At 67.0% G+C, this 25461-nt stretch carries 21 protein-coding genes and 1 tRNA gene; 10 read left to right on the plus strand and 12 right to left on the minus strand.

The window, feature by feature from the left end:
* Positions 1-54: 54 nt before the first annotated feature.
* On the minus strand, positions 55-987 hold the full coding sequence (locus CRJ03_RS00530; protein WP_104016971.1) for an IS5 family transposase: 933 nt from the start codon (positions 985-987) through the stop codon (positions 55-57).
* Between the two features lie 152 nt (positions 988-1139).
* Here CRJ03_RS00530 and CRJ03_RS00535 point away from each other — a divergent pair, with 152 nt between their 5' ends.
* Positions 1140-5111 (plus strand): GH36-type glycosyl hydrolase domain-containing protein, encoded by a 3972-nt coding sequence (locus tag CRJ03_RS00535; protein ID WP_206018272.1) that lies wholly within the window; start codon positions 1140-1142, stop codon positions 5109-5111.
* Positions 5112-5349: 238 nt separating this feature from the next.
* On the plus strand, positions 5350-5772 hold the full coding sequence (locus tag CRJ03_RS00540; protein WP_104016972.1) for a DUF1810 domain-containing protein: 423 nt from the start codon (positions 5350-5352) through the stop codon (positions 5770-5772).
* A 21-nt stretch (positions 5773-5793) separates the two neighbouring features.
* Here the strand turns inward: CRJ03_RS00540 and efp are convergent, their stop codons facing one another.
* The gene (efp, locus tag CRJ03_RS00545) at positions 5794-6357 is read right to left on the minus strand and encodes an elongation factor P (protein ID WP_104016973.1); all 564 of its coding nucleotides are present in this window, start codon (positions 6355-6357) and stop codon (positions 5794-5796) included.
* A 214-nt stretch (positions 6358-6571) separates the two neighbouring features.
* Between efp and CRJ03_RS00550 the strand changes: the two genes are divergently transcribed.
* Positions 6572-6892 (plus strand): DUF6280 family protein, encoded by a 321-nt coding sequence (locus tag CRJ03_RS00550; RefSeq protein ID WP_104016974.1) that lies wholly within the window; start codon positions 6572-6574, stop codon positions 6890-6892.
* A gap of 79 nt (positions 6893-6971) precedes the next feature.
* Positions 6972-8450, plus strand: a complete 1479-nt coding sequence (locus tag CRJ03_RS00555; protein ID WP_104016975.1) for a cobyric acid synthase — start codon at positions 6972-6974, stop codon at positions 8448-8450.
* Here the strand turns inward: CRJ03_RS00555 and CRJ03_RS00560 are convergent.
* The 3 genes from CRJ03_RS00560 to CRJ03_RS00570 all read right to left on the minus strand — a co-directional run bounded on the left by CRJ03_RS00560 (position 8435) and on the right by CRJ03_RS00570 (position 11550).
* On the minus strand, positions 8435-9385 hold the full coding sequence (locus CRJ03_RS00560) for a hypothetical protein (protein WP_104016976.1): 951 nt from the start codon (positions 9383-9385) through the stop codon (positions 8435-8437). The genes CRJ03_RS00555 and CRJ03_RS00560 overlap by 16 nt on opposite strands.
* A 72-nt stretch (positions 9386-9457) precedes the next feature.
* On the minus strand, positions 9458-10870 hold the full coding sequence (locus CRJ03_RS00565; RefSeq protein ID WP_240611510.1) for a TolC family outer membrane protein: 1413 nt from the start codon (positions 10868-10870) through the stop codon (positions 9458-9460).
* A gap of 26 nt (positions 10871-10896) precedes the next feature.
* The gene (locus CRJ03_RS00570; protein ID WP_104016977.1) at positions 10897-11550 is read right to left on the minus strand and encodes a protein-L-isoaspartate O-methyltransferase family protein; all 654 of its coding nucleotides are present in this window, start codon (positions 11548-11550) and stop codon (positions 10897-10899) included.
* Between the two features lie 150 nt (positions 11551-11700).
* Between CRJ03_RS00570 and CRJ03_RS00575 the strand changes: the two genes are divergently transcribed.
* Positions 11701-11774: transfer RNA gene (locus tag CRJ03_RS00575), tRNA-Cys, on the plus strand.
* Positions 11775-11830: 56 nt separating this feature from the next.
* Here the strand turns inward: CRJ03_RS00575 and CRJ03_RS20055 are convergent.
* From CRJ03_RS20055 to CRJ03_RS00605, 6 genes are all read right to left on the minus strand, one after another.
* A complete protein-coding gene (locus CRJ03_RS20055; RefSeq protein ID WP_104016978.1) occupies positions 11831-12055 on the minus strand; it encodes a hypothetical protein in 225 nt (74 codons plus the stop codon).
* 202 nt (positions 12056-12257) lie between these two features.
* Positions 12258-14723 carry an arsenate reductase (azurin) large subunit gene (locus CRJ03_RS00585; protein ID WP_104016979.1) on the minus strand — a complete coding sequence of 822 codons (2466 nt, stop codon included), beginning with the start codon at positions 14721-14723 and terminating at the stop codon, positions 12258-12260.
* Between the two features lie 13 nt (positions 14724-14736).
* On the minus strand, positions 14737-15258 hold the full coding sequence (locus tag CRJ03_RS00590) for an arsenate reductase (azurin) small subunit (RefSeq protein WP_104016980.1): 522 nt from the start codon (positions 15256-15258) through the stop codon (positions 14737-14739).
* 156 nt (positions 15259-15414) lie between these two features.
* Complete coding sequence (locus CRJ03_RS00595) at positions 15415-16644, minus strand: sigma-54-dependent transcriptional regulator (RefSeq protein ID WP_104016981.1); 1230 nt, start codon at positions 16642-16644, stop codon at positions 15415-15417.
* Positions 16637-18064, minus strand: coding sequence for a sensor histidine kinase (locus CRJ03_RS00600; protein ID WP_104016982.1), 1428 nt, complete (start codon positions 18062-18064; stop codon positions 16637-16639). The genes CRJ03_RS00595 and CRJ03_RS00600 overlap by 8 nt, the downstream gene beginning before the upstream one ends.
* A complete protein-coding gene (locus CRJ03_RS00605) occupies positions 18065-18916 on the minus strand; it encodes a substrate-binding domain-containing protein (RefSeq protein WP_129590212.1) in 852 nt (283 codons plus the stop codon).
* A gap of 621 nt (positions 18917-19537) precedes the next feature.
* Between CRJ03_RS00605 and CRJ03_RS00610 the strand changes: the two genes are divergently transcribed.
* Positions 19538-20104 carry a L,D-transpeptidase gene (locus tag CRJ03_RS00610; RefSeq protein ID WP_206018273.1) on the plus strand — a complete coding sequence of 189 codons (567 nt, stop codon included), beginning with the start codon at positions 19538-19540 and terminating at the stop codon, positions 20102-20104.
* A 179-nt stretch (positions 20105-20283) separates the two neighbouring features.
* Positions 20284-20490 carry a cold-shock protein gene (locus CRJ03_RS00615; protein WP_104016983.1) on the plus strand — a complete coding sequence of 69 codons (207 nt, stop codon included), beginning with the start codon at positions 20284-20286 and terminating at the stop codon, positions 20488-20490.
* A gap of 57 nt (positions 20491-20547) precedes the next feature.
* Here CRJ03_RS00615 and CRJ03_RS00620 read toward each other — a convergent pair whose 3' ends face one another.
* Positions 20548-21246 carry an arylesterase gene (locus CRJ03_RS00620; protein ID WP_104016984.1) on the minus strand — a complete coding sequence of 233 codons (699 nt, stop codon included), beginning with the start codon at positions 21244-21246 and terminating at the stop codon, positions 20548-20550.
* Here CRJ03_RS00620 and CRJ03_RS00625 point away from each other — a divergent pair.
* The 3 genes from CRJ03_RS00625 (at position 21245) to CRJ03_RS00635 (ending at position 25420) form a co-directional block, all read left to right on the plus strand.
* Complete coding sequence (locus CRJ03_RS00625) at positions 21245-21928, plus strand: ABC transporter ATP-binding protein (protein ID WP_104016985.1); 684 nt, start codon at positions 21245-21247, stop codon at positions 21926-21928. The two genes, CRJ03_RS00620 and CRJ03_RS00625, sit on opposite strands and share 2 nt — an antisense overlap.
* Positions 21925-24444: an ABC transporter permease gene (locus tag CRJ03_RS00630; RefSeq protein WP_104016986.1), complete on the plus strand. Its 2520-nt coding sequence runs from the start codon at positions 21925-21927 to the stop codon at positions 24442-24444. The genes CRJ03_RS00625 and CRJ03_RS00630 overlap by 4 nt, the downstream gene beginning before the upstream one ends.
* A 115-nt stretch (positions 24445-24559) precedes the next feature.
* The gene (locus CRJ03_RS00635; protein ID WP_104016987.1) at positions 24560-25420 is read left to right on the plus strand and encodes an inositol monophosphatase family protein; all 861 of its coding nucleotides are present in this window, start codon (positions 24560-24562) and stop codon (positions 25418-25420) included.
* Positions 25421-25461: the final 41 nt, after the last annotated feature.

The following is a 25461-nucleotide window of genomic DNA, read 5'->3' on the forward strand; positions in this document are numbered from 1 at the left end:
GGCATTGTTGCAGAACTCAGGCCTGAGGTGTGAGTGCCCCTTTCCCCGCTGACGTCATGCCACGCGGACGATCTCGGCGGTGCCGAGGGCGTTGAAGCGGTTCATGAGGGCGATGCGGATGTGGATTTCGGCGGTCTGGCGGTCGGGGTCTCTTGCGGCGATGCGCTCGCCGAAGGCTTTCAGGCAGCGCATTTTCGCTTCGACCCGACTTCGGGTGTGATAGCCCGTCCAGCGCTTCCAGAAGGCCCGGCCATAGTATCGGGTGGCGCGCAGGGTCTCGTTTCTGGCGCGGGCCGCCGGGCAGTCGTCCTTCCACAGGCGGCCGTTTTTCCGGATCGGGATGATTGGAACGGCATCCCGTTCGATGATGGCCTTGTGGCAACGGCGCGTGTCATAGGCGCCATCCGCCGTCACCGTGCCGATCGGCTCGTCTGCCGGGACCTGGCCGAGCAGGTCTGGCAGCACGGGGCTGTCGCCGTCGCGGCTGGGGGTGAATTCCACCGCTCGGATGTCGGATGTGGCCGGGTCCATGGCAAGGTGCACCTTGCGCCATTGGCGACGGCCCTGCGGGCCGTGCTTGCGCGCCTGCCATTCACCATCGCCGAGGAACTTGATCCCGGTGCTGTCCACGAGCAGGTTCAGCGGCTCGTCTGCACGGCGATACGGAACCTGAACGGCCAAGGTTTTCTGCCTCCGACACAGCGTGGAGAAGTCCGGCACCGGCCAGTCCAGCCCCGCCAGCTTCAGAAGGCTGGCCACCATGCCTGCGGTCTGGCGCAAGGGAAGCCTGAACAGCACTTTGATCGACAGGCAGAACTGGATTGCCGCATCGGAAAACACCGCTGGCCGTCCGGGTCGCCCGTCACGCGGCGCGCGCCAGGTCATATCCTTGTCGACCCAGATCAGCAGAGCCCCCCGCTTGCGCAGCGACGCGTTGTAGCTGGACCAGTTCGTCGTGCGATAGCGGGCAGGAGGGGGCTTGCTCATGCAGCCTCTGTAACCGCATGGATTCACGAAGTGAATCCTTCACCGGGATAGTTCTGCAACAACGCCCCCACCACCAAGGTATGATTTCCGCCGCCATTGGCAACGCGCTGAACGATAACATACTGATCAGGCGTTTCGGTCGCGAGCCGCGCATGCGCGCCACCGAGCTGCTGCTGCAGGAGCGTGTTCCGTGGGAGTTTCCGCCCGAGCAGGCGACCGATGCTGAGACCGCGACGCCCGACCTTTCACGTACGCCGACACCGGCGCTGCAGGGTTGGACGGCACGCAACCAGCCGGGCCCTCAACTCCATGCCATCGGCAACGGAAGCCTCGCATCCTGGATAACCGACGCCGGAGGCGGGGCGCTCTGGTGGCGCGGCCAATCGCTCACACGATGGACGGGCGACGATGTCAACCGTGGCGGAGACTCGCGCATCTATGTCAGCGAGCGCGAAAAAGGGACGGTCCGCTCGCTCGGCGGTCGCAGCGTGGGCGGACCGTCGGAGACGACGTTCCATGCCCACAAGATCGAGTTCCACGAGCGCGCGGAAGGTTTGTCGATGAACCTCGAGATCGCGATTGCGCCGGGCGACGACGTGGAAATCCGTCGCGTTACACTCTCCAACGAAAGTGACAGGACACGCGAGGTCGATGTGACAAGCTATGCGGAGGTCGTGCTTGCGCCTGCGCACGCTCATGAGCGGCACCCTGCCTTCAGCAAGCTCTTCGTCCACAGCGAGCGCCTCGATGGCCAGAACACGCTAATCTTCAAGCGGCGCCCGAGACGACCCGCCGATCAGCCGCCGGTCCTCATTCATAGCCTTCTGCCGAGCGATTCCGCGGTGACACCAGCAGGTTTCGAGACAGACCGCAGAAGGTTTCTCGCCAGGCACGGCGACCCCGAACGGCCACCGGGCGCGATCGACCCGCTGGATGGTGCCACCGGATGGACGCTCGATCCGGTCATGGCCCTGCGGGCGCGCGTTGTCCTGGCGCCCGGGGCACGCGCACGGGTTGATTTCGTGACGATCGCGGCCGGCTCACGCGAGACGGCGCTCGAGATCGCCGAACGCTACGCATCCCCGCCGGCACTCGACTGGGTCATGGAAGACGCGCAGCGATCAGCCGCGCTCGAAGCGCAACGCCTCGGGCTCGATTCCCGCGCGCTGGCCGAGGCGCAGGCCCTGTGCCACGATCTCGTCTTCCCACGACCGCCCCCGCTCGCATTGGCGGCGGCGTCGGAGACGGATCTTCCGGCCCAGCCGCTGCTCTGGAGCATGGGGCTGTCCGGCGATCTGCCGATCATCCTTGTGCGGGCTGTCGACGACGCGCATGCACAGCTTCTGCCGATCATCATCCGGGCGCATCAATGGTGGCTGAGGCATGGCCTTCGTGCGGACCTGGTGATCCTGCGCGAAGGCGCTTCAGGCTATCAGGAGCCAATCCGCGACCTGCTGTTTGCCGCTCTTCGCGACGCGAACGCACCCCAGGGTCTGGGCGGGCCGGGGGGCATTCATCTTCTGGCGGCGGACCGGTTCGATGCAGCCGAGCGCCGGACGCTCGAGGCCACGGCCCGGGTGTCTCTTGACGGAGCGGCCACATCACTGATCCAGGCGGTGACACCGCCGCGATCGGGACGCACCGCGCCGCCACGTTTCCAGCCGGTCGGCGCACCACCGTCTGATCCTGTACCCGCGCCGCCCCTCATGCGCCCGGAAAACCTCGCCTTCGACAATTCTCTCGGTGGGTTCACCCCGACAGAGGGCGACTATGAAATCCACCTGGAGGGTGGACAGGTGACGCCAGCACCGTGGTGCAACGTGCTGGGTAATGAGAGCTTCGGCACCATCGTCTCGGAAGCGGGGCTAGGCTTCAGCTGGTGCATCAACAGCGGCGAGCATCGCCTTACGCCATGTTCGAACGACCCGGTTGCCGATCCGCAGTCCGAGGCGCTCTATCTGCGCGATGAGGAAACAGCGCATATCTGGACACCGACCCCGCTGCCTGCCGGGGGCGATGCGACCTGCCAGATCCGCCACCGCGCGGGCGCGACGACCTGGCAGCGCCACGAAGAAGGTCTCGAACAGCGCCTCACTGTCTTCGTCCCGCCCGATGCTCCTGTGAAGCTGGCGCTGCTGACCCTAACCAATCCCGGCAATCGTGACCGGCGGCTTACGGTCACCTACTATGCCCAATGGTTGCTTGGGTCGATGTCCAGTACCGCGCGGCCACATGTGGTTTGCGGTTTCGATTTCGAAAGTCGGGCGCTGATCGCACGCAATGGCTGGAATCCCGAGTTCGGCAACCGCACGGCGTTTCTCGCCGCCAGTCGGCCACCGCACAGCCTGACCTGTGACCGCGGGGCGTTCCTCGGTCGGCAGGGTGATCCGGCCCGACCGACCGGCCTCACGGCCTGGGGACTCGACGGCGTGCTCAGCGATGTCGCCGACCCCTGCGCAGCATTCCAAGTCCATATCGACCTGGCCGCCGGTGCGACAGAGGAGGTCGTCTTCGTGCTTGGTGACGGAAGCGATCCCGCCGAAGCGGCGCGCCTCGCGGTACATTGGGGTGACGTCGAGACGGCCAAACAGGCACTTGTCGAAAACGATGCCGTCTGGCAGCGTCGGCTCGGCGCCGTCAGGGTTACCACCCCCGACTCGGCTTTCGACCTCATGGTCAATCGCTGGCTCCTCAACCAGACCTTTGCATCGCGCATCTTCGCGCGCGCCGGGTTCCAGCAGGCCGGGGGCGCCTTCGGTTTCCGTGACCAACTTCAGGACATGATGGCGCTGCTGTTTTCCGAGCCGCAACGCGTGCGGGCGCACATTCTGGATTGTGCGGCGCGGCAGTTCGAGGAGGGCGATGTGCTGCATTGGTGGCATCCCCCTCTGGGCCGAGGTGTGCGAACACGCTGCTCGGACGATCTGCTGTGGCTGGTCTATGCAACCGGCCGATATGTAACGGCCACCGGGGACACCTCTATCCTCGACGCGGAAATCCCGTTTCTGTCCGCCCCGCCGCTGGGGGCTGACGAGGAAGACCGCTACGCCCTGTTCGAGGCGGGCGCGGAGCGCGCCTCGCTCTTCGAGCATTGCCGGCGGGCAATGGATCGCGGCGTCACGAAGGGCGCTCATGGACTGCCACTGATCGGCACCGGGGACTGGAACGATGGCATGGACAGGGTAGGCAGCGAAGGGCGTGGCGAAAGCGTGTGGCTCGGATGGTTCGCGGCTGTCTGCGCCGACACCTTCGCTGGCCTTGCCTCGGAAACCGGACGCAACGACCTCCATGACATCTGGAAGGTACGCGCCGATGATCTGCGCCGGACTGCCGACGCGGCGGGTTGGGATGGCGAATGGTACGCGCGGGCGTTTGCCGATGACGGCCTGCCATGGGGCTCGAAGACGTCGGACGAATGCCAGATCGACAGCATATCGCAGTCCTGGGCAGCACTCGCCGGCGGCCCCTCTTCGGATCGAACCGCCATGGCCGTCGCTGCCGCAACCGGGCGCCTCGTCGATGATGATGCGCGGCTGGTGCGTCTGTTGACGCCGCCTTTCGACCGGACACCGCGCGATCCGGGCTATATCCGCGCCTATCCGCCGGGTGTGCGGGAAAATGGCGGCCAGTATACGCATGCGGCGGCCTGGCTGGGTCTGGCCCATTCACGGCTGGCCAATGGCGATGAGGCCCATCGCATTTTCGATTTCATCAACCCCATCCGCCGCACCGACGACCTCATCAGGGCCGACCTCTACCGGGCGGAACCCTATGTCGTGCCGGCCGACGTGCGCGGTGCCGAACCCGGGATCGGTCAGGCCGGCTGGACATGGTACACAGGCGCCGCAGGCTGGACATGGCAACTCGCCGTCGAGGGAATTCTCGGCCTGAGCCTCCAGCGCGGTGCTGTCAGGATCGCCCCGCGGCTCCCCAGGAACTGGGGCGGTGCAGAGGTCAGGGTAAAGGGCCCGGACGGGATATTGATCATTACCATCGAAGATCCCGACCGGATCGGCTCCGGTCGCGTTGAGCTTGAGGTGGATGGTCGACCGCTGGACGGCGATTGCATTGCCATCCCGACAGGCGGGGTGGAACGCCGCGCCACGGCGCGCCTGCGGCGCTGATTCCCACCGCGCGCTGTTTGCTCCATTCGGTCAGGATCAGGATCCGGGCGATGTGCTCGACCGGACGGTATTGGTGGTGCCATCCCACTATCGCGTACTCCGCCAGCAACTTCGCCATAGCGTAGCGCATTCCTCTCGCCCCACGCCCCGCCCGGCGGTGCCTCTTGTTGCCCATAGGCGCGGCCCGGCTGGGCCAGCCATCTGGACGAACCGCCCTGCCCCGCGTTATGCTGAGGCAATGACGCCCGATTCCGAGCTCTCTCGCTTTGTCAAGGCGCAGGAGGGCAGTTGGCCCGCCGCGCTGGCCGAGCTTCGCGCGGGGGCGAAGATGACGCATTGGATGTGGTTCATCTTTCCGCAACTCTCCGCGCTCGGCCGGTCGGCCACGGCAAAGTATTACGGGATCGCGGGGCTGGAGGAGGCGCGGGACTATCTCGCGCATCCAGTGCTCGGGCCGCGCCTGATCGAGGCCGCGCGCGCCATGCTCTCTCATGAGGGCGAAAGCCCGGAGGCGATCCTCGGGAGGACGGATGCGCTCAAGCTGCGGTCCTCGACCACCCTATTCGACGCCGCCGGCGGCGGGCCGGAGTTTCGCGCGATCCTCGACGTGTTTTACGACGGCATTCCCTGCCCGCTGACGCTGGCCGAGTTGGGGCGTTAGGGGCGTTAGGGCAGGTCGCGCTCAGGCGCGCTCGGCATATTCCATCGTCTCGGTGTTGACGACGATGTCCTCGTCCTGGCCGACGAAGGGCGGCACCATCACCTTTACCCCGTTGTCGAGCACGGCAGGCTTGAAGCTGTTGGCGGCGGTCTGGCCCTTGACCACCGGCTCTGTCTCGACCACGCGGCAGGTGACCTTTTGCGGCAGCGACGCGTTGAGCGCCTCGCTCTCGTGGAACTCTACCGTGATGGTCATGCCGTCCTGCAGGAAGGGGCGGCGCTCACCGAGGATTTCGGCGGGAAGCTGGATCTGTTCGTAGGTCTCGGTATCCATGAAGATCAGGTTCTCGCCCTCCTGGTAGAGGAACTGCTGATCCTTCTGTTCGAGGCGCACGCGCTCGACCTTGTCGGCGCTGCGGAACCGCTCGTTGAGCTTGGACCCGTTGCGCAGGTTGCGCATCTCGACCTGCGCGAAGGCGCCGCCCTTGCCGGGCTTGACGTGGTCCACCTTGACCGCGGCCCAGAGGCCGCCGTTATGCTCCAGCACGTTGCCGGGGCGAATCTCGTTTCCGTTGATCTTGGGCATGGTCCGAACCGTGTCAAAAGGTTGATATCGTGTCTCGCGCTCCTATATCTCGCGTGATGCACGGGGGCAAGACACCCATATTTCGTTTCGGGGCCGCGCAAGCCATGCGCATTTTGCATAGATGCTATGCATCTACGCTCTATCCGAATCGATCAAAACGCGTCATAACCGCCGTCACGCCCGAAACGCAAGAGCAATAAGAACAGGACGAAGCATGAAGGATTTCGTTGATGGCACGGCTTTCAACGCCGAACAGGGAAACCGTGCGCGTAAACTTTTTGCGGCCGTGGTTCTGGCCGCGCTCGATGACGCCATCGCCGATGACAAGAAATACGGCAATGGCCCCGAGCAGATCGCCCGCTGGGCGCGCTCGCGCGATGGGCGCGAGGTGCTGTCCTGTGCCGGGATCGACCCCAACGAGCGCGTGGTCTCCGGGCTGATGGAATTCGTCGGCAAGGGGGTGCGCACCTCGGTCGCGCTGTCGCGCGAGGAAAGCGAGCGCCGCCACGCCGCAGCGCAGGCCGAAGCCGCCTGAGCGTCACGGCGCAAGATCGCCGATCCGGCCCCGTCGCACGCGGCGGGGCCTTTGCTTTGCCGCAGGCGGGGATGGCCGCATGACGCGCGCGATCATGATCCAGGGGGCCGGCTCGAATGTCGGCAAGTCGCTCTTGGTGGCGGGGCTGGCGCGGGCCTGCCTGCGGCGCGGGATCAGCGTCGCGCCGTTCAAGCCGCAGAACATGTCCAACAACGCCGCCGTGACCGGGGATGGCGGCGAGATCGGGCGCGCGCAGGCACTACAGGCCCGCGCGGCGGGACGCACCCCCCTGACCGACATGAACCCCGTGCTGCTCAAGCCCGAGGGCGCGCACGGCGCGCAGGTCATCGTGCAGGGCCACCCGGTGGGACGCCTCGGCGCGTGGGGCTACACGCGGGAAAAGCCGCGCCTGATGGGTGCGGTGCTCGACAGCTTTGCCCGGCTTGGCCGTAGCGCCGATCTGATCATCGTGGAGGGCGCGGGCAGCCCCGCCGAGATCAACCTGCGCGCCGGTGACATCGCAAACATGGGATTTGCCCGCGCCGCCGGGGTTCCGGTGATCCTCGTTGGCGATATCGACCGCGGCGGGGTGATCGCGCAGATCGTCGGCACGCAGGCGGTGCTCGATCCCGACGATGCGGCGATGATCCGGGGCTTCGCGGTCAACAAGTTCCGAGGCGACATCTCGCTTTTTGCGGACGGCGAACGCGCCATCGCCGGGCGCACCGGCTGGCCCTCGCTGGGCGTGGTGCCGTGGTTCGAGCACGCCTGGCGCCTGCCGCCCGAGGACGTGCAGGACCTTGCCTCGTCGCGGGGCGGGGCCTGCCGCATCGCCGTGCCGCAGCTAGGCCGGATCGCCAATTTCGACGATCTGACGCCGCTTGCGGGCGAGCCGGGCGTCACGCTGGATATCATCCCGCCGGGCCGTCCCCTGCCCGCCGATGCCGACCTGATCCTTGTCGCGGGCAGCAAATCCACCATCGCCGACCTGGAGGATTTCCGCGCCAATGGCTGGGATATCGACCTTGCCGCCCATGTCCGGCGCAGGGGCCGGGTGCTGGGCGTTTGCGGCGGCTACCAGATGCTGGGCCGCCGCGTCGCCGACCCCGACGGGATCGAAGGCCCGCCCGGCGCGGTCGAAGGGCTGGGCCATCTCGATGTCGAGACGGTGCTGCAACCGCACAAGCGGCTGGGCCTCACCGAGGCGCGGCACGAGCCCTCGGGCACGCCGGTGCGGGGCTACGAGATACATCTGGGCGAAACCCTCGGCCCCGATTGCGAACGCGGCTGGCTGTGCGTGGGCGACCGGCGCGAAGGCGCGCAATCGCCCGATGGTCGGGTTCAGGGCACCTACCTGCACGGGCTTTTCGCCGAGGACGCGTTTCGCGCCGCATACCTGGCCGATCTCGGCGCGGTATCGGATTTGCTATATGAGGAAGCGGTCGATGCCACGCTCGACGCGCTCGCCCGACACCTGGAGACGCATCTCGACGTGGATTGGCTGCTGTCGCTCGCGGCAGAGCCGGTGATCCCGCCGGAGGATCAGTCGAAATCCTGAGAGTTGAGGGCGCGGTGGATCTCGCGGCGCACCAGCTTTCGCACGTTGCGGGTGATCCGCTCACCCAGCGTGCCCATGAGTTCCTCGCGCACGATCTCTGCCACGAGGTCGCGCAGCGCCTCCTCGTCGAGCAGGGCCTCGTCGTCGATGGCAAAGGCGTTGTCTTCCGCCTCGCGCACCTCGGCATCCCGGTCGCGGGCAAACGCGCGACCCTCCTCGCGCGGCTCTGTCTCTTCGGGATGATCCGGACCGGCGAGGATCTTGTCGTATCCATCGTCCTCGTCGGTATCATCGACATCGCGCCATTCAAGCGACGGGGCCGCCGCATGATCGGCAAAGGCATCCTCATCGTCGCCATCGGGCTCCCACGCGCTCGGCGTGGTCGATTCATGCCGGGCGAACATCGCGGCTATCCCCTCAAGCGCGGCGTCCTCGTCATCGTTCTCGTCCTCGGTGTGGGTGTCGGTCCCGATCCCGTCTTCGGGTTTGCCGCCATCGGTCTCGCCCGCGCCGGGCATAGCGTCGGCCTGCGCATCCCCGCCCTGGTCAGACAGTGTCAGCGACAACGCGGCAATATCGTCCTCGGCTACGGTATCGGTATCGGTCGCGGCATCGGCCCCTGACAGAACATCGGCAACGTCATCTTCCACGCCGCGTTCCTCGGACTCGGGCTCGGGCTCGGGCTCAAGCGACAGCCCGGGTTCAGGCGGATGGGCATCGGTCAGCCCTGCCAATGCAGAGGTCGCGCGATCCGACCGATCCCCTGTCTCCGATGGCTCTGAGTCATCAATGCGCTGCGACGGCGTCAGCACGAGCCGCTCTTCCTCGCGCGCCTGCTTCGACGCCTTGCCACCCTTCTCCGGCCCGTTCGACACGAGTCGGCGAATCGACGACAGGACATCCTCGATATCCACATTTGCGACCGGGTCCGACATGCCTGTTACCATTCTTGCCTCGCGAGCAGTTTACCCGCGCAGGTGTATTCGCACAACCTATTCGGAAATTTTTCAGTTTTTCCCGAGCGCCCGCAACACCCGGTCGAGCTTCTTGCCCTGTGGGCTCAAGGGTACCGGGGCGGTCTTGACCAGGTCATAATACGCCGCCGGATCGTAGGTCCGGACCCCGAGGTTGAGGTCGCGCGCCGTTAGATCCCCCATTGAAGCGAGCACCGCATAGGCCGCGATCACGACGTCGGCGTTGGCCGAGATGAGACTGGCCTCGGCATCGAGCAGATCCTGCTCGGCGTCGAGCACGTCGAGCGTGGTACGCGCGCCGAGCTTCACCTCCTCGCGCGTCCCCTCGAAGGCGACCCGCGCGGCGCGCACCGCCTCGCGGTTGGCCTCGCGCCTTGCCCGGGCAGCACGCAGGTTGGCAAAGGCGTTGCCCACGTCCTGCTTGACCTGAAGCCCGGCGAGATGAAGCTGTGCCAGCCGCTGATCGCGCTGCGCCCGCGCCTGCCGCTCGCGCGATGTGAGCCGCCCGCCCTCGTAGATGGGTCCGCGCAGTTCCAGCCCCACGCTGCCCGAACGTGTAAACTCGGAATCGGCAAGGTCGTTGGTGGTGCCCAGCCGCCCGGTCAGGTTGAGCGTGGGCCGCTTGGCCGCCGCGGCGGCCTGCATGTTGAGCTCGGACACCGTAACGTTGCGCTGCGCCTCCAGGACGTCGGGATGGCGACGCATCGCCGCCGCCTTGCCCGCAGCAACGTTACTGCGCAGTTGCGGCAGATCGCCCGGCGTGCGCAGATCGCCGGGGCCGCGCCCGATGGCCTCGCGGAATTCTTCGACGGCGCGCTCGAAATCACCCTCAGCGGCCGCCAGGCCGCTTTGCGCCAGTGCCACCGCCGCCTCGGCCTGCGCCACATCGGTGCGCGTGACCTCGCCGACCTCGAACCGGTCGCTCGCGGCGCGCAACTCTTCCTCCAGAAGCCTCAGGTTGTTGCGCCGCAACAGGACGAATTCACGGTTGCGGATCACATTCATGTAGGCCTGCACAGCGGTCAGCAGCACGTCCTGCTCGACGCTGCGCAACACCTCGCGCGTGGCCAGCACGGTTTCCTTCCCCGCCTCGGTCAGAAAATCCCTGCGCCCGAAATCATAGAGCAGCAGCGAGCCGACGATGCCGAGATTGGCGGTCGTCTCGCCGGAATTGCGCGTCAGCAGACTGGAACCCGCCTGCGAGAAATCGCGCGTGACATCCGCGGTCCATTCGATGATGGGACGCAGGTTGGCAACCGATTGCGCAACATCTTCGTCCGCCGCGCGCAAGAGCGCGCGATTCTGCTCCAGAAGCCCGCTATTGACGTAGGCGGAGACGAGCGCATCCGCCAGCGTCTCGGCCCGCGCGGCGCCTGGCTGCGCGCCCAGGCAAGCCACCCCCAGGACCGCGACAAAACTCCACCGCAACAGCTGCCTCATCGTCATTCCCGGTGCCTCCTGCCCCTTTCCGCTCACAACGTGAATGCCGCGTGACGCTCGAACCCGGGCAGCACCGGCGCGCCGGCGTTGAACGCGTCGCGCCAGTTCATCCGGCCGTCGATCTTGTAGCCGATGCGTATCACGCCCAGCGCATCCTCGGAAAACAGGCACGCGATGCGCCCGCCCTCCTTGAGCTGCCCGGTGATCGCCTCGGGCAGGTGCTCGACCGCGCCCTCGACGAGGATTACGTCGTAGGGACCATGATCCGGTGCCCCGGCGGACAATGCGCCCTCGACCATCACCACGTTGTCGGCGCCGGCATCGCCCAGCGCGCGCTGCGCCTCTTCGACCAGCGCGGGATCGTCCTCGACCCCGACGACGGCCTCGGCCAGCCGCGCGATGACCGCCGCCGAATAGCCATGCGCCGGGCCGATATCGAGTACCAGGTCGTCCCCCTCGATATCGAGCGCGTCGAGCATCTTGGCCAGCGTCCGCGGCGCCAGCACGACCCGCGAGGCCCCGAGATCGAGATTCTCGCCCAGGTAGGCCACCTCGCGCATCCGTGCCGGAACGAAGGCCTCGCGCGGGACGCGCAGCATGGCGTCGATAATCGGGAACTTGGTCACGTCCGAGGGGCGGACCTGCGTATCCACCATCATGGTGCGGCGCGCGGTGAAATCGGTCATCGGCGGAACTCTCGTCTTGATGAATCCATGAGGGGGTTCTGACACATCTGCCGCATGGCGGCAATCTCCCTGCGCCCCCTACCGGCAAAACACCTCGGTCCCTCTTGCACCGAAGAAGTGGATGGGATAACCGAAACGCCACCACATCGGGGCGAGTTGGCGGAGTGGTTACGCAGCGGATTGCAAATCCGTGTACACCGGTTCGATTCCGGTACTCGCCTCCATTTAAAATCAATATCTTAGCGGATGCATCGCGTAGACCTCCGGGTTCATGTAGGCACTATCCAAGCAAATCATTCAGCTTGCGCGCAATTGCCCCCTGCCGCACCTCGGTCGGCAAACCGGTTGGGGCTGCCTTGATGTAAGAAAAATCGGCGCACGCGCCTCGGAAGATGTAGCTGGCACAATTATCCTTCAACACCCCAGCGGTGAACGCCACCGAACGGCTGATCCGGTCAAGCCTGGCCACCGGCAGGGCGGCGCCCTCGCGGCGGGGTAACTCCATCGCCGCACGAAGTTGAGGGCGGTCCGCCTTCGCCCTGTTTCGATGTCAGTGAACGTCCCCAGAACCTCGAACGGCGCTTGCCTGCAACTTTCGAGGAGGATCCGAATGTCGCGTTCCCGGGCGTCAAGACCCGGCCCGCTGTCGCCCCGACGATCGAGCGCCCGCCCCGTGACGCGGGGCGGGCGTTTCTTGTTTCAGCCGGTCAGAGCGTGACTTCCTTCGACTTGAACGTGATGCCTGCCGTTTCATGCGTGGCGTTCGATATCTTGCGGATGTCGCCCCAGCAATGCTTGTAGTTGGGCAGCACCAGTTCGTTGGTGCCGGGGTTGACGACGTTGCCCTGGCTGCCCGCGGGTGAGCCGAAGACCATCGCGACCTGTCCGCGCCTGGCGGTGGCCGTGGGATAGGCCATGCCCTGCGTCACACCATTGTCGTTGATGATCTCGATCAGGTCTCCGGGGTTGAGCCCTTCCTCGACCATGTCATCGGGGTTCATCTCGATGAACGGATACGGGAAGCGGTCCTGGATGAACTGGTTCTTCTGGTCGAGGAACTGGTTCTGCCAGAAGATATTGGCACGGACGTTGTTGATCCAGTACTTGTGCGCGGCCTTCTCGCGGGCCTTGCCCGGCGCCTGCCAGCCGCGCCACCCGGCGGCACAGAACAGCGCCTTGCCGTCGTCGCGCCCGTGCCGGTCGAACGTGCCATCCGCATAGAGCCGCTCGGTGCCGACAAGCGCACCGTTCTCGTAGCCGCTGACCGGCTCCTGCACGCCGTTGTTGCCCGCCGCGCGGAGCCGCTCATAGGTCACTTCGGGATTGCCCGCATTGTACCCGTCCATGAAGGCGTCTTCCTCGGTCTGCCAGTCATAGCCCTGGAACTGGTCGGCATAGGCTTCTTCGCCCATCTCGCGCAGGACGCGCTCCATGTGCTGCGCGATCCCGGCGGCGATCAGGCAGTCGGGACGCGAATTGCCGTAAGGGTCCATGTAGCGCTCGCTGAGACGCAACCGCCGCTCGCCGTTCATCGAGGTGAGGTTCATCTCGTTCGATTCGCAGGCGGGCAGGATGACATGCGCGTTCTGACCGATCTGGCTGTGGATGATGTCCACATCCACCACGAAGAGGCCGCCCGCACTGATCGCCGAGACGATCGCATCGACCACCTGCTCGCGCGTGCCGCCCGCAGCACCGTCGATCGCGTCCTTGACCATGTCCGCGCGGCGCTTGTGCGCGCGCTTGAACTCGGCGGCGTTGAGCGTGGTCTTGTGGTGGTCGCAGGCCCAGATATGGTGCACCCCGCCCAGACCCCGGATCAGGAACTGGTCGACATATTCCGCCGGACGGCCCACATGGCCATCGGCGGGGCGATAGTAGCCCTCCTGGTGCCCGCCCAGACGGCACACGCCGCCGCCTTCGCGGCCCACATTGCCGGTGGCCAGCGCGATGTTCACCAGCGCGCCGATGGTGCGATAGTTGTCATTGCCCCAGATGATGCCTTTCTCGTAGGCCGTCGCGCATTTGCGGCGGCTGCCATCGTCATGCGGCTTGGCGATCCATTCGGCGGCCTTTTGGATGTCGGCCGCGGCCACACCGCAGATCTCCGCCGCCTCATCCAGCGACGTCCGGCAGTCCTGCATCGCATGATCGAGACTGCCCAGGCTTGCGGGATGGGCACTGTCCTGCGCCACCGCCTCGCTGCCCTGAAAGGTCGAGGCGGCGATGAAGTCGTCATCCGTCCAGCCCTGATCGACGATATGTGTCAGGATGGCGTTGAACAGCACCATGTCGCTGCCCTCGTTGATCGCGAGGTGCAGCACGTTCTCCTTGCCCGCCCATTGCTCGGAGGAATGCACGGTGACGGTGCGGCGCGGATCGACCATGATGAACTTGGCGCCGTTCTGAAGGCCGGGCACCATGTGGTTGAGATAGAGATTGGTCTGCGTCTCCATCGAATTGGCCCCGATCATGAAGATCGTGTCGGTGATCTCGTAATCGGAATAGCTGTTGTTGAGCTCGCCCACCCCCATGTCGCGGGTCGAATGCACCTCGGAATTATAGGCCGGGCGGTTGTGGATACGGCAGTTCTTGACCTTCATGCTCTCGAAATAGAGCTTGCCGGTGGCCCAGGTGTTTTCATATCCGCCGGCGCTGCCGCCATGGTCGAACATCGACACGACGAGATCGTCCTCCGAGCCTTCGGTCACCACCCGCGCCGTGACCCGCGCGACGAGGTCGAGCGCGTCGTCCCACGATGTCGGCTGCCATGTCCCGTTGCGCCACACGAGCGGATCGCTCAGGCGTTGAAGCTGCGTGCCGGAGACATCGGAGGGCCGGTTCTCGGCCATGCGCGCGCCACGGATCGAGCCGAGCCCGGAATTGACGACGCAATTCGCATCCGGCTTGACGACGAGTTGCACGTCCTTCCCGTCCTGCTTGACGATGTTGTACATCGAGGGCGCATACCACGCCTCTGTGTCCTGGAACTGCTGTTCGGACAGATCGACGCCGAACTTGTTCTGGTTCGGCGCGGTGCCGCCCTGCTTGTTCATCGGCCAGGTGTAGGCCTTGTAGCCGCATCCGACGATGCAGTAATGGCAGGTGACGTTATGTTCCTTGGCGTCCGCGGGAATGATCGGCAGACGGTCCACTTGTCTCTTGTAAGCCATTGAATTTCCTCCCTCAGAGCGTGTTGGACAGGCGACCGTAGATCAGCTCGTCCACGCCCTCGGCATAAATGTCGCCGGCGCCGTCGACGCGCAGCACGAATTGCGGCAGGTTGTTGGTGGCATGGCCCCAGACCTGCTGTCCGCCCGCCTCGGCATCGAAGCGCGAATGGTGGCCGGGGCAATTGAAGGTGCGATCCTCGCCGTTGTAGCTCAGATACCAGCCCTTGTGCGGGCACAGGACCGAGAAGGCGACGATATCGCCATCGGGGCCCACGCCACCGTCGACCGCCTGCCCCAGCTTGAGCAGGACACCGGGGCTGTCGGCATCCGGATAGGCCACGTCCACCGGCTCGTTCACGGCCAGGTCGGCCACGTTGGCCAGCCGGTTTGCGGGATAGTCCACCCGCGCGAGCGCCGTCTGCGCCTTGGCGTCGCTCGTTCCCATGACAACGCTCGCCGCAGCGCCCGCCGTGGCCCCAAGGCCCCCGCGCAGGAACTGACGACGGCCCGCATCGACCAGTCGATTACATTTCATTGGCTTGGCTCCTCCCTTGCTATGGCAACAAGGATAGGGCCTCCACGCGCAAGCCACGACAGCCTTGGCGCCTATTCTGCGACGCGGCTAAACCTTGAAAAATATGAGGAATTTCAGATGTTCGGAAATCCGAACAGGCCGCGCGGCGCGGGCGCGTCACGATAGCCCGTAGCGCTGCATCTTCTCCCACAGCGTTGTTCGCGCGATGCCCAGCATCCGCGCCGCCGCGCCCACCTGTCCGCCGCTGCGCTCCAGCGCGGCGATGATCTGCGCGCGCTCGGCGGCTTCGCGCACCTCGGCGAGGCTCTTGATGCCGTCCTCCCCCGCCTGACGCTCGGGAAACAGGTCGGCGGGCTGCAACAGCGTGCCGCGCGCCAGCGACAACCCGCGCACCAGCCGCGCCCGCACCTCGCGCCCGCCGCCGGGCCAGTCGTGGTCGCGCGCCGCCTCCAGGCACAGCGCGCCGATCCCGGTGACATCGGGGGCCTTGGCGGGCGCGAGCCGTTGAAACAGTTGCTCCAGCAACCATACCGCGTCCTCGGGGCGGGTGCCGAGGGGTGGTATCGGTATCTCCATCCGCGCCATGCCGTAATGCAGTTCGGTGTCGAACGCGCCCTGTTGCACCAGCGCCTCCAGATCGGTGCCGCAGGCGGTGACGAGGCGCCCCTCGATCCCCTGCTCGATCTCCTCGCCCAACCGCCGCTGAAGCGGCAGCGGCAGGCGGCTGATCGCGTTGACGAACAGCGTGCCCTCGCCCAGCCTCCGGAACGCGCCATCCTGCCCGAAGAGCGCCGCCTCGGGATCGCCCTCGCGCGCGAGGTTCACCGAGATGAAGGGCGCGGCCCGGCGCTCTGACAACTCGTGGATACGGCGCGCGACAAGGTCCTTGCCCAACCCGGGCCCGCCCCGGATCAGGACCGGCCCGGCGTTCTCAGCCGCGCGCACGATCAACGCCTCGACCCGCTGCGCGGCCCCGGAAACCCCGAGAATCGGGGGAAATTCCTGCGTCTCTCCCGGGGCCAGAAGCTGCGCGAGGCGGTCCAGGAACACCGACATGTCAAACGGCTTGGTGATGTAATCCGCCGCTCCCGACTTGATCAGGCGCACCGCCTGCTCGATGCCGCCCTGCCCGGTGATGAACAGGAACGGCGGCGGCGTGGTGGTGCGGCAGAGCGTGATGAACAGGTCTTCGCCGGTACCGTCCGGCAGGGCGATATCGCAGATCACCGCGTCGATGCCGCGCTGAGGCGTGCGGATCGCACCCAGCGCACGGTGCATCTGCTTCAGCCACAGCACCTGCGCGCCCTCCAGCTCCAGCCGCTGCAAGAGCGAGCCGCCCATGATCTCGTCATCCTCGACCAGAACGATGCGGCGGCCGTCAAGCATCGGTCGCACCTTCCCGAGCCGGCAGGAATACCCGCACCGTCGTCTGCCCGTCTGCGCGCGCAAGTTCGATCCTGCCGCCCAGATCCTTCACGAGATCGCGCACCAGCCGCAGGCCGACGCCACCGCCCGGTGCCAGCGCCTCATCGCTCAGCAGCCGTGCCCGCGCCGCCTCGGACATGGGCGGGCCGCTGTTGGAAATGTCGATTTCCAGGCCGGCATCGTCCAGCAGGGCGTGAAGCGCGACGCCGCCCTCGGGTCCGGTCGCCGCCGAGGCATTGAGCAACAGGTTGAGCATGATCTGTCGAACGGGCGCGGCGGGCAAGGCCGCACAGCCCGTCAGATCCTCTGGCGCAGACCAGTCGATGCGCTGTTCCATCCGCTTGAGCTCGGGCAGGATCAGCAGCCGGACATCCTCGAAATCATCGGGTGAAAGCGGGGTTCCCTCTTGTTCCAGGCGGTTCTGGTCCAGCGTGACACGCGCCACGTCCCGCAGGTGCCGCAGGCCCCGTTCCAGCAACTCGGCGGATGCCGTCACGACCTCGGGCCGGTTGGAAAATTTCCGGATGGTATCCGTCGCGTTCAACAGCCCGCCCAGCGGGTTGTTGATCTCGTGCGCCAGCGACGACGACAGCCGCCCAAGGGCCACGAAGCGTTCACGTTCGGCAAGCCGACGTTCGAATTGTGATTTCGCGGCGACGTCATGCACCATGCTGTTATAGGTGCGCGCCAGTCGGGCAAGCTCGCCATCGCCGCGCGGCACGTCCGTCTCGGCGATGGGCTGCGGCTCGCCCTCTGCCCCGGCCATCTGCTGCGCCAGGGTCGAGACGGGCCGCAGCATCTGCCGCATCGCGAGATATCCCAGCCCCGCGAGAAAGGCGGTCGCAAGCGCGTTGCCCGCCAGCAGGAACCAAAGGGCGCGCCGGCGCTCGCTCTGCAGATCGGACACATCCAGTTCCGTGACGATGCGACCCACCGACCGGCCCTGGTAATCGAGCGGCGCAATCAGGCGGACCGTGCTCTCGGACGCGCCCACCGACAGTTGGTCGAGCGGCACCGCCCCTTGGGCAACCCGCTCGATCGCGCTATCTACCGGTACGCGCCGCGGGTCGGTCGCGGCCAGAACCCGGCCCGCCTCATCGGCCACGGCCGTCAGGACCATGCGCCGACCCTCGCTCTCGCGCCCGGCGCGATCAAGCGTGTCATAAACTTCCCAGATGTCACGGCGCAGGACCAGCGGCCCCAACGCCACCGACAGCCCCTCGACATGCATCGCCGCCAGTTCGCGCAGCCGGGCGTCCTGCACGCGGCCCAGCGCCGACAGCACCTGTTGCGACGCGACAACCCCCACCAGCACCATCAGCGCCGCCCCGAGCAGGGGCAGCCTGAGCGATAGCGGCAGAGGACGCAGGACCCGGGCCATTCAGGTTTCCAGCAGGCGCATTCGGGTGGCTATGCCGCCAAACAAGCCCTCGGGGGCTGTCTGAAACCCGTCCAGTTGCAGGGCCGCCAACGCCGCGCGTCCGGCGTCTGATCGCGACAGTCCCAGAAGCGCCTCGCGCAGCGCACGCACCGGTTCCGCGTTCTCGGTGTCCTTGCGCGCGCAGACGGGCGGAAAGCCCAACCATTCCGACTTGCCGATGACGCGGGTTCGCCGTGTCAGGTCCGGCTCCACCGTGGCCAGCGCCTCCCAGACATAGCCGTCCACGCTGCCCGACTGCACCAACCCGTCGGCCACCGCGCGCACCACGTTGCGGTGCCCGTAGGTAAAGATCGCCCGCGAAAACCACTGCTCGGGCCGCGTGCCCATGGCGATCAGATCGCTTGCCGTGACCAGGTAGCCGGAATTGCTGTCGGGATCGGAGAACGCATGCGTCGCCCCGCGCAGATCAGAGAGGTTATCGGCCGCGACGCCCTGGCCGGCGATCAGGTAGGATTGATAGAGCGGCCTGCCCCGCCAGACCGGCACCGCCACCAGTGCGAGCGCCTCCCGGTGCTGCAGGTATGGATACCCACACAGCCACGCCGCGTCGAGCGAGCGCTCCAGCAACAGGCCCGTCACTTCCTCGTAGGTGCGTTTCTGCACAAGCTCTATCTCGCGCCCCATGGCCGCCGACAGCACGTGGCGCAGCCGGTCGATGATCACCGCGTCATTGTCTAGGAAAACCGGCGTGAGACCCAACCTGAAACGTGTCTGTGCCAGGCTGCGCATCGGAATCGCCGCACATGCGAGGCCGCCCATCATGATCGCCGCGCGCCGGGTTATCGCTGTCATGCCGTTCTCTTCATGCTCCAAAATCGTCGCGCCGCCCCATGCCTTGCGCCCGGCACGACACGACGCTTGTCGCATCCCTCTGATACCAGACTGAATACGTCTAGGCAGAAAAACTTGACCCCGCGCCTCCCGAGCCGACAAGTCACGGGCTGACACGGGGGGCACATGCGCGTGCCCGCGTCTGAACATTCGGGACTCGGTCTGCTTCATATCAGGTCTGTTTCCCGACTCCGATCCTCGATCATACGAAACTGCCGTGTCGTACATGCGGTTCCCGTGGGGCGGGCGCCATCCGCCGCGCCTGCCCCGGGCCGATCCTCTCCGATCACACCCGCTCACGTTCGCCCCACCGCCTCTGGCTTGCGCGCACGGCCAGCCCCACCTTGGCGGCACGGACCCGGCAAAAGGAGACCCGCCATGACCCGCCGCAAGACCGATCCGCGCCATCCCCGTCCGCCGTGGCACCGGCGGCCCCTGCCTTACCGCTTCGACGATTGGGCCGCAATCTGAGCGCAAAGGCCACAGTGCCGCGATTTTCGCCGCGGTCACCGCGTTTTGACTTAAACCCGCGGCACGCAAGGCCATATATAGGATGTTGAAAGGATCCGTGGAGGAAGTGACATGATCGACCGCCGTTCTCTCGTCGTTTCGGGCCTCGCCGCGCTGGCCGCTCCTGCCCTTGTGCCGGGCCGCGCCCGCGCATTCGAACTCGACCCGATATTCACACCGCAGCAGGTGACGTTCAGCGACGCCTACGCGCCAGGGCATCTGGTCGTGCTGCCGCGCGCGCATTTTCTGTACTTCGTCACCGCACCCGGCGAGGCACGCCGCTACGGCGTGGGCGTCGGGCGGGCGGGGCTCGAATTCACCGGCACCGCCACCATCGACGTGAAAAAGAAATGGCCCACATGGCGGCCCACTGACGAGATGATCGAGCGTGAGCCGAAAACCTACGCGCGCTTTCGTGGCAACGACTACGTCCAGCCCGGCGGGCCCGAAAATCCGCTTGGCTCGCGCGCGCTCTACCTGTTTCAGAACGGGCGCGACACCTATTACCGCATCCACGGCACCAACCAGCCCTCGTCCATCGGGCGCTCGGTATCCAATGGCTGCATTCGCATGATCAACGCCCATGTGCAGGATCTCTACCAGCGCGTCCCGACAGGCACCGTGGTGACGGTGCTGTGATATTGCCCGGACCGCACGATACCCCTTGCGTTTCTCGTCGCCGGGGCCCATATTGCACCTGCTAACGTTACGGCTATCGACCACCTGTCCTTCTATCGGCTCAGTCACTCGATCTTGCACGACGACGAGCCAAGCTGCCGCACTTCCGCGGGCAGCACACAATTAGGAGTTCAGGGCACATGGCTACTGGCACAGTAAAATGGTTCAACACCACCAAGGGTTTCGGCTTTATCGCACCTGACGGCGGCGGCAAGGACGTTTTCGTCCACATCTCCGCAGTCGAGCGCGCGGGCCTCACCGGCCTCGCAGACAACCAGAAGGTGACCTTCGAAATCGAATCGGGCCGCGACGGGCGTCAGTCCGCCAGCGACATCGCCCTCGCCTGAACGGCGCTTCCGCCCTTGGCGAGACGGTTGAACCGGGCCCCCTTGTGGGGCCCGTTCTCATTTAACGGCCTTGATCAGCGCGGCCACGTGCGGCCCCAGCCCATCGACGATGCGCGCCACGCCTGTCGCGTTGGGATGAATGCCGTCGCCCTGAAAGAAACGTTGCAGCGCCGCAGGGTCGCCCTCGCCCAGCCCGGCAAAGAAATCGGGGGCGAGCAGCGTGCCGTGCTTTTCCGCGAGATCGGGGTAGATCGCGTCGAAACCGGCCTTGTAGTCAGCGCCGTAATTGCCCGGCGCGCGCATCCCCACCAGCAGCACGTCCACGTCGCGTTCCGCCGCCTCGGCCAGAATGGTATCGAGATTGGCGCGGCTCACCGCCGGGTCGATCCCGCGCAACAGGTCGTTGCCGCCCAGCGCCACGATCATCGCGTCCACCTCTGGCGTCAGGCTCCAGCCCACGCGCGCGGCACCGCCCGCCGTGGTGTCGCCCGACACACCGCCATTGATCACCTCCGCGTTGATGTCACGTTCCGCCAGCCACCGCCGCAATTGCGGCACCAGACCGTCCTGCTGCGGCAGGCCATAGCCTTGGGTAAGGCTGTCGCCCAGCGCCAGCACGGTGACGGGCGCGTCCGCCGCCGCCTCCTCGCCCGCCTGCGCGGGCACGGCCATCCACAGAAACAGCACGAGCGCCTTGCCCAGGTGCCGGGCCACCCCATATGACAGAAAACACTGGCAAAACAGGCGCAACCCCATGAGCTCTCCCCTTCTTTCCCTGGCCGATGTCGAGCTCGTGCTCGAAGGCAATGCCGGCCCTGTCGAGATACTTCACGGGATTACGCTCGATGTCCACAGCGGCGAGACGATCGGGCTTGTCGGCCCGTCGGGATCGGGCAAATCCTCGCTGTTGATGCTGATGGGCGGGTTGGAGCGCGCGACCGGGGGCACCGTGCGCGCCTTCGGCCACGACCTCGGTGCCATGAACGAGGACGCGCTGGCGCGGCTGAGGCGCGCGCATATGGGCGTGGTGTTCCAGTCATTCCACCTCATCCCCACGATGACCGCGCTGGAAAACGTGGCAACCCCGCTCGAACTTGCCGGGCGCAGGGACGCGCGTGCGCGCGCGATGGAAGAGCTTGCCGCCGTTGGGCTCGAGGCGCGGGCGGGCCACTATCCCTCGCAGCTCTCGGGCGGCGAGCAGCAGCGCGTGGCGCTCGCCCGCGCCGCCGCGCCGCGCCCCGCTTTGATCCTCGCCGACGAACCCACCGGCAACCTCGACAGCACCACCGGTACGGCGATCATCGACCTGCTCTTCGGGTTGCGCGACCGCGACGGGGCGACGCTGGTTCTGGTCACCCACGACCCGGCGCTGGCGGCGCGCTGCGACCGGGTGATTTCGCTGGGTGACGGGCGCATTGCCCCGGCAGCCGCAGCATGAGCCTGAGGGTCGCGGCCCGGCTGGCTGGGCGGGAGTTGCGCGGGGGGCTGCGGGGCTTTCGCATCTTTCTCGGCTGCGTGATCCTCGGGGTGGCGGCCATCGCCGCCGTCGGCACCCTGCGCGAGAGCGTGCAGGCCGGGCTCGCCACGCAGGGCGCAGAGCTATTGGGCGGCGATGCCGAGATCGAGCTAACCTATAGGTTCGCGTCGCGAACCGAGAGGTTGTGGATGGAAGATGCCGCCGCCCGCGTCTCGGAAATCGCCGATTTCCGGTCGATGGCGGTGGCCGGCGAGGCACGCGAACTCACGCAGGTCAAGGCGGTCGATGCGGCCTATCCGCTGGTCGGTCGCGTGGCCCTCGACCCCGACATGCCGCTGGAGGCGGCTCTCGCGGGTAGCGATGGCCTGCCCGGCGCGGTGATGGAGCCGGTGCTGGCCACCCGGCTGGGCATCGGGGTCGGTGACGTCTTTCGGCTTGGAGAACAACGGTTTACATTAACGGCTGAAATCGTGCGCGAGCCCGACCCGTCGCGCGCGGGCTTTGGCCTCGGGCCGCGCACCATCGTGGCGCGGACGGCGCTCGATGGCTCGGGGCTTCTGGCGCCCGGCTCGCTTTTCACCTCTCGCTACCGGCTCGACCTGCCGCCGGACGCCGATCTCGACGCCCTCGCCGCCCGCGCCGAAGAAGAGCTTTCCACCAGCGGCGCGCGCTGGACCGACGCCCGCAACGCCAGCCCGCAGGTGGCCGAATTCGTCACCCGGCTGGGCGCGTTCCTCGTGTTGGTGGGGCTATCGGGCCTCGCGGTGGGCGGCGTCGGTATCTCGGCGGCGCTGCGGGCTTATCTTGCGGGCAAGGTGCAGGTGATCGCCACACTACGCACGTTGGGCGCCGACCAAAGAACTGTTTTTCTGATATATTTCCTTCAGGTCGCGGTGCTGGCACTGCTCGGGATCGCGGGCGGGCTCATCCTCGGCGTGGGGCTGCCGGTGGCGCTGGGCCCGGTGATCGCGGCGCAATTGCCGGTGCCGGCGGTCTTTGCGCCCTACCCCGCGCCGATGATCGAGGCCACGCTCTATTCGGTGCTGAGCGTGCTCATCTTTACGCTGTGGCCGCTGGCACGGGCGCGCGAGGTGCGCGCCGCCGCGCTCTACCGCGACGCGGGGATCGGCGGGGCGCGCTGGCCGGGCTGGCCGTGGGTGCTGATCACCGCCGTGCTCTTCGCGCTCCTGGTGATCGCGGCGGCATTGTTTTCCGGCAATGCCCCGCTGACGCTCTGGACGGCGGGTGGTATCATCGGGGCGCTGGCACTGTTGTGGCTGGCGGCAGCGGCAACCACCCGCGCGGCGCGCGCCCTGCGCCCGCGCCTGCGGGGACGGCCCGCGCTGGGCTGGGCGCTGGGCGCGATCGGCGGGCCGGGCAATACGGCGGGGCCGGTGATGCTGGCGCTGGGGCTGGGGCTGTCGGTGCTGGCCGCCGTGGGGCAGATCGATGGCAACCTGCGCCGCGCCATCGCCGCCGACCTGCCCGAGCGCGCGCCGTCCTTCTTCTTCGTCGATCTGCAAGAGGACCAGATGGAGTGGTTCCTCGACCGGCTGAAGGACGACCCGGGCGTCGCCCGCGTCGATCACGCACCGATGCTGCGCGGAATCATATCCCGCATCAACGACCGCCCCGCGCGCGAGGTGGCCCCCGGCCACTGGGTGGTCGAGGGCGACCGCGCGGTGAGCTACGCTGATAGCTTGCCCGCGCGCACCACGCTCACTGCCGGGGACTGGTGGGGCGAGGGCTATACCGGGCCGCCGCAGCTCAGCTTTGCCGCCGAGGAGGCCGCCGAGATGGGGATCGGCATCGGAGACGAGATCACCGTCAACATCCTCGGGCGCGACGTCACCGCGCCGATCACCTCGCTGCGCGAAGTGGATTTCTCCAGCGTTGGCATGGGCTTCGTCATGCTGATGAACCCTTCGGCACTGGCGGGCGCGCCGCACAGCTTCATCGCCACGGTCTATGCTGACAGCGAGGCGACCGAGGAGGCGATCCTGCGCGACGTGACCGACCGCCACCCCAACGTCACCGCGATCAACGTGCGCGACGCACTGATGCGGGTGACGGACCTGCTGGCCAGCCTCGCGTCGGCCACCTCGTGGGGGGCGTCGGTGACGCTTCTGACCGGGTTCCTGGTGCTGATCGGCGCGGCGGCGGCGGATGCCCGCGCGCGCAGCGTCGAGGCGGCGATCCTCAAGGTTCTGGGTGCCACGCGCGCGCGTATCCTGGCGGGGCTGGCCCTGAGGTCGCTGATCCTCGGGGCCGCCGCGGGCATCGTGGCGCTGGGCGCAGGCATCGGCGGTGGCTGGGCGGTGAGTCGATTCGTGATGGAAACGCCATTCACCGTGATCTGGCCCTCCGCGCTTGCCATCGTCGCGGGCGGCACGGCGATCACGCTGCTGGCCGGGCTGGTCTTTGCCCTCGGCCCGCTGCGCGCCCGCCCCGCAAGGGTGCTGCGCGCCCGCGAATGACACCGCCCCGCTTCATCTTGCCCCAAATATTCGATCCGCACCCGACGACCAAAGCGCCGCGTTGAATTCGTCACGTCCGGCTGGCAATCAACCCCGGCACCCACAGGGAGAGACCATGACCGATTCGTTGCCCATCGCCCTCTCCGCGCCCCTCAGCCCCGCGCAGCAGACCGCGTTGGTCAACCTCGTGCGGCGCGCCGCGCGCACCGAGATCCTGCCGCGCTTTCGCTCGATCACGCGCGCGGAGGCCACGGCCAAGACCGGCCCCCGCGATCTGGTGACCGAGGCCGACCGCGCGGCCGAGGCGATGATCGCGCGAGGGCTGCAAAGGCTGTTTCCCCATGCGCTGATCGTCGGTGAGGAGGCCGTCGCCGACCGGCCAGAGCTGCGCGACGAGGTCAGCGAGGCGGAGTTCGCGATCATCATCGACCCGGTGGACGGGACGTGGAATTTCGTTCACGGCCTGCCGCTCTTCGGCGTGATCATAGCTGTCACGCGGTTTGGCCGCCCGGTGCTGGGGCTGCTCTACGATCCCGTGGGCGACGACTGGATCCTCGCCGACGAGACCACCTCCGCACGGCTCGTCGCGGCCAGCGGGGTTGAGCGCGCGGCCACCACGGCGGCTGGCGGTGCGCTGGGCGATCTGCATGGGTATGTGCATGTGTCGCTGATGGGGCAGGCACGGCAGGAGGCGTTCTATCCGCGCCTCGCCGCGCTGGGGCAGGCCACGGCGTTGCGCTGTTCGTGCCACGAATACCGCCTGCTGGCGCAGGGTGCGGTGGATTTCGTCCTGTCGGACCGGCTCAACCCGTGGGATCACGCGGCGGGCGTGCTGATCTGTCAGCGCGCGGGCGGGGTGGCGCGGATGCTCGACGGGCACGACTATGACACCTCGCTCGGCGAGGGCCTGCTGCTCTGCGCGGGCAGCGAGACAACATGGACGGCGCTGCGCGATCACTTTGCCGATCTTGCCTGACGCGGGGCCCCACTTGCCTTGAAATTGACACCCGCGGTGTC

This window comes from Roseovarius nitratireducens, from assembly GCF_002925845.1.
In the GTDB taxonomy this organism is placed as follows: Bacteria; Pseudomonadota; Alphaproteobacteria; order Rhodobacterales; family Rhodobacteraceae; genus Roseovarius; species Roseovarius nitratireducens.

Coding starts and splice junctions, on each gene's coding strand:
- CRJ03_RS00530 (WP_104016971.1), bottom strand. CDS start 987: ATGAGCAAGCCCCCTCCTGCCCGCTATCGCACGACGAACTGGTCCAGC.
- CRJ03_RS00535 (WP_206018272.1), top strand. CDS start 1,140: ATGCGCGCCACCGAGCTGCTGCTGCAGGAGCGTGTTCCGTGGGAGTTT.
- CRJ03_RS00540 (WP_104016972.1), top strand. CDS start 5,350: ATGACGCCCGATTCCGAGCTCTCTCGCTTTGTCAAGGCGCAGGAGGGC.
- efp (WP_104016973.1), bottom strand. CDS start 6,357: ATGCCCAAGATCAACGGAAACGAGATTCGCCCCGGCAACGTGCTGGAG.
- CRJ03_RS00550 (WP_104016974.1), top strand. CDS start 6,572: ATGAAGGATTTCGTTGATGGCACGGCTTTCAACGCCGAACAGGGAAAC.
- CRJ03_RS00555 (WP_104016975.1), top strand. CDS start 6,972: ATGACGCGCGCGATCATGATCCAGGGGGCCGGCTCGAATGTCGGCAAG.
- CRJ03_RS00560 (WP_104016976.1), bottom strand. CDS start 9,385: ATGTCGGACCCGGTCGCAAATGTGGATATCGAGGATGTCCTGTCGTCG.
- CRJ03_RS00565 (WP_240611510.1), bottom strand. CDS start 10,870: ATGACGATGAGGCAGCTGTTGCGGTGGAGTTTTGTCGCGGTCCTGGGG.
- CRJ03_RS00570 (WP_104016977.1), bottom strand. CDS start 11,550: ATGACCGATTTCACCGCGCGCCGCACCATGATGGTGGATACGCAGGTC.
- CRJ03_RS20055 (WP_104016978.1), bottom strand. CDS start 12,055: ATGGAGTTACCCCGCCGCGAGGGCGCCGCCCTGCCGGTGGCCAGGCTT.
- CRJ03_RS00585 (WP_104016979.1), bottom strand. CDS start 14,723: ATGGCTTACAAGAGACAAGTGGACCGTCTGCCGATCATTCCCGCGGAC.
- CRJ03_RS00590 (WP_104016980.1), bottom strand. CDS start 15,258: ATGAAATGTAATCGACTGGTCGATGCGGGCCGTCGTCAGTTCCTGCGC.
- CRJ03_RS00595 (WP_104016981.1), bottom strand. CDS start 16,644: ATGCTTGACGGCCGCCGCATCGTTCTGGTCGAGGATGACGAGATCATG.
- CRJ03_RS00600 (WP_104016982.1), bottom strand. CDS start 18,064: ATGGCCCGGGTCCTGCGTCCTCTGCCGCTATCGCTCAGGCTGCCCCTG.
- CRJ03_RS00605 (WP_129590212.1), bottom strand. CDS start 18,916: ATGACAGCGATAACCCGGCGCGCGGCGATCATGATGGGCGGCCTCGCA.
- CRJ03_RS00610 (WP_206018273.1), top strand. CDS start 19,538: ATGATCGACCGCCGTTCTCTCGTCGTTTCGGGCCTCGCCGCGCTGGCC.
- CRJ03_RS00615 (WP_104016983.1), top strand. CDS start 20,284: ATGGCTACTGGCACAGTAAAATGGTTCAACACCACCAAGGGTTTCGGC.
- CRJ03_RS00625 (WP_104016985.1), top strand. CDS start 21,245: ATGAGCTCTCCCCTTCTTTCCCTGGCCGATGTCGAGCTCGTGCTCGAA.
- CRJ03_RS00620 (WP_104016984.1), bottom strand. CDS start 21,246: ATGGGGTTGCGCCTGTTTTGCCAGTGTTTTCTGTCATATGGGGTGGCC.
- CRJ03_RS00630 (WP_104016986.1), top strand. CDS start 21,925: ATGAGCCTGAGGGTCGCGGCCCGGCTGGCTGGGCGGGAGTTGCGCGGG.
- CRJ03_RS00635 (WP_104016987.1), top strand. CDS start 24,560: ATGACCGATTCGTTGCCCATCGCCCTCTCCGCGCCCCTCAGCCCCGCG.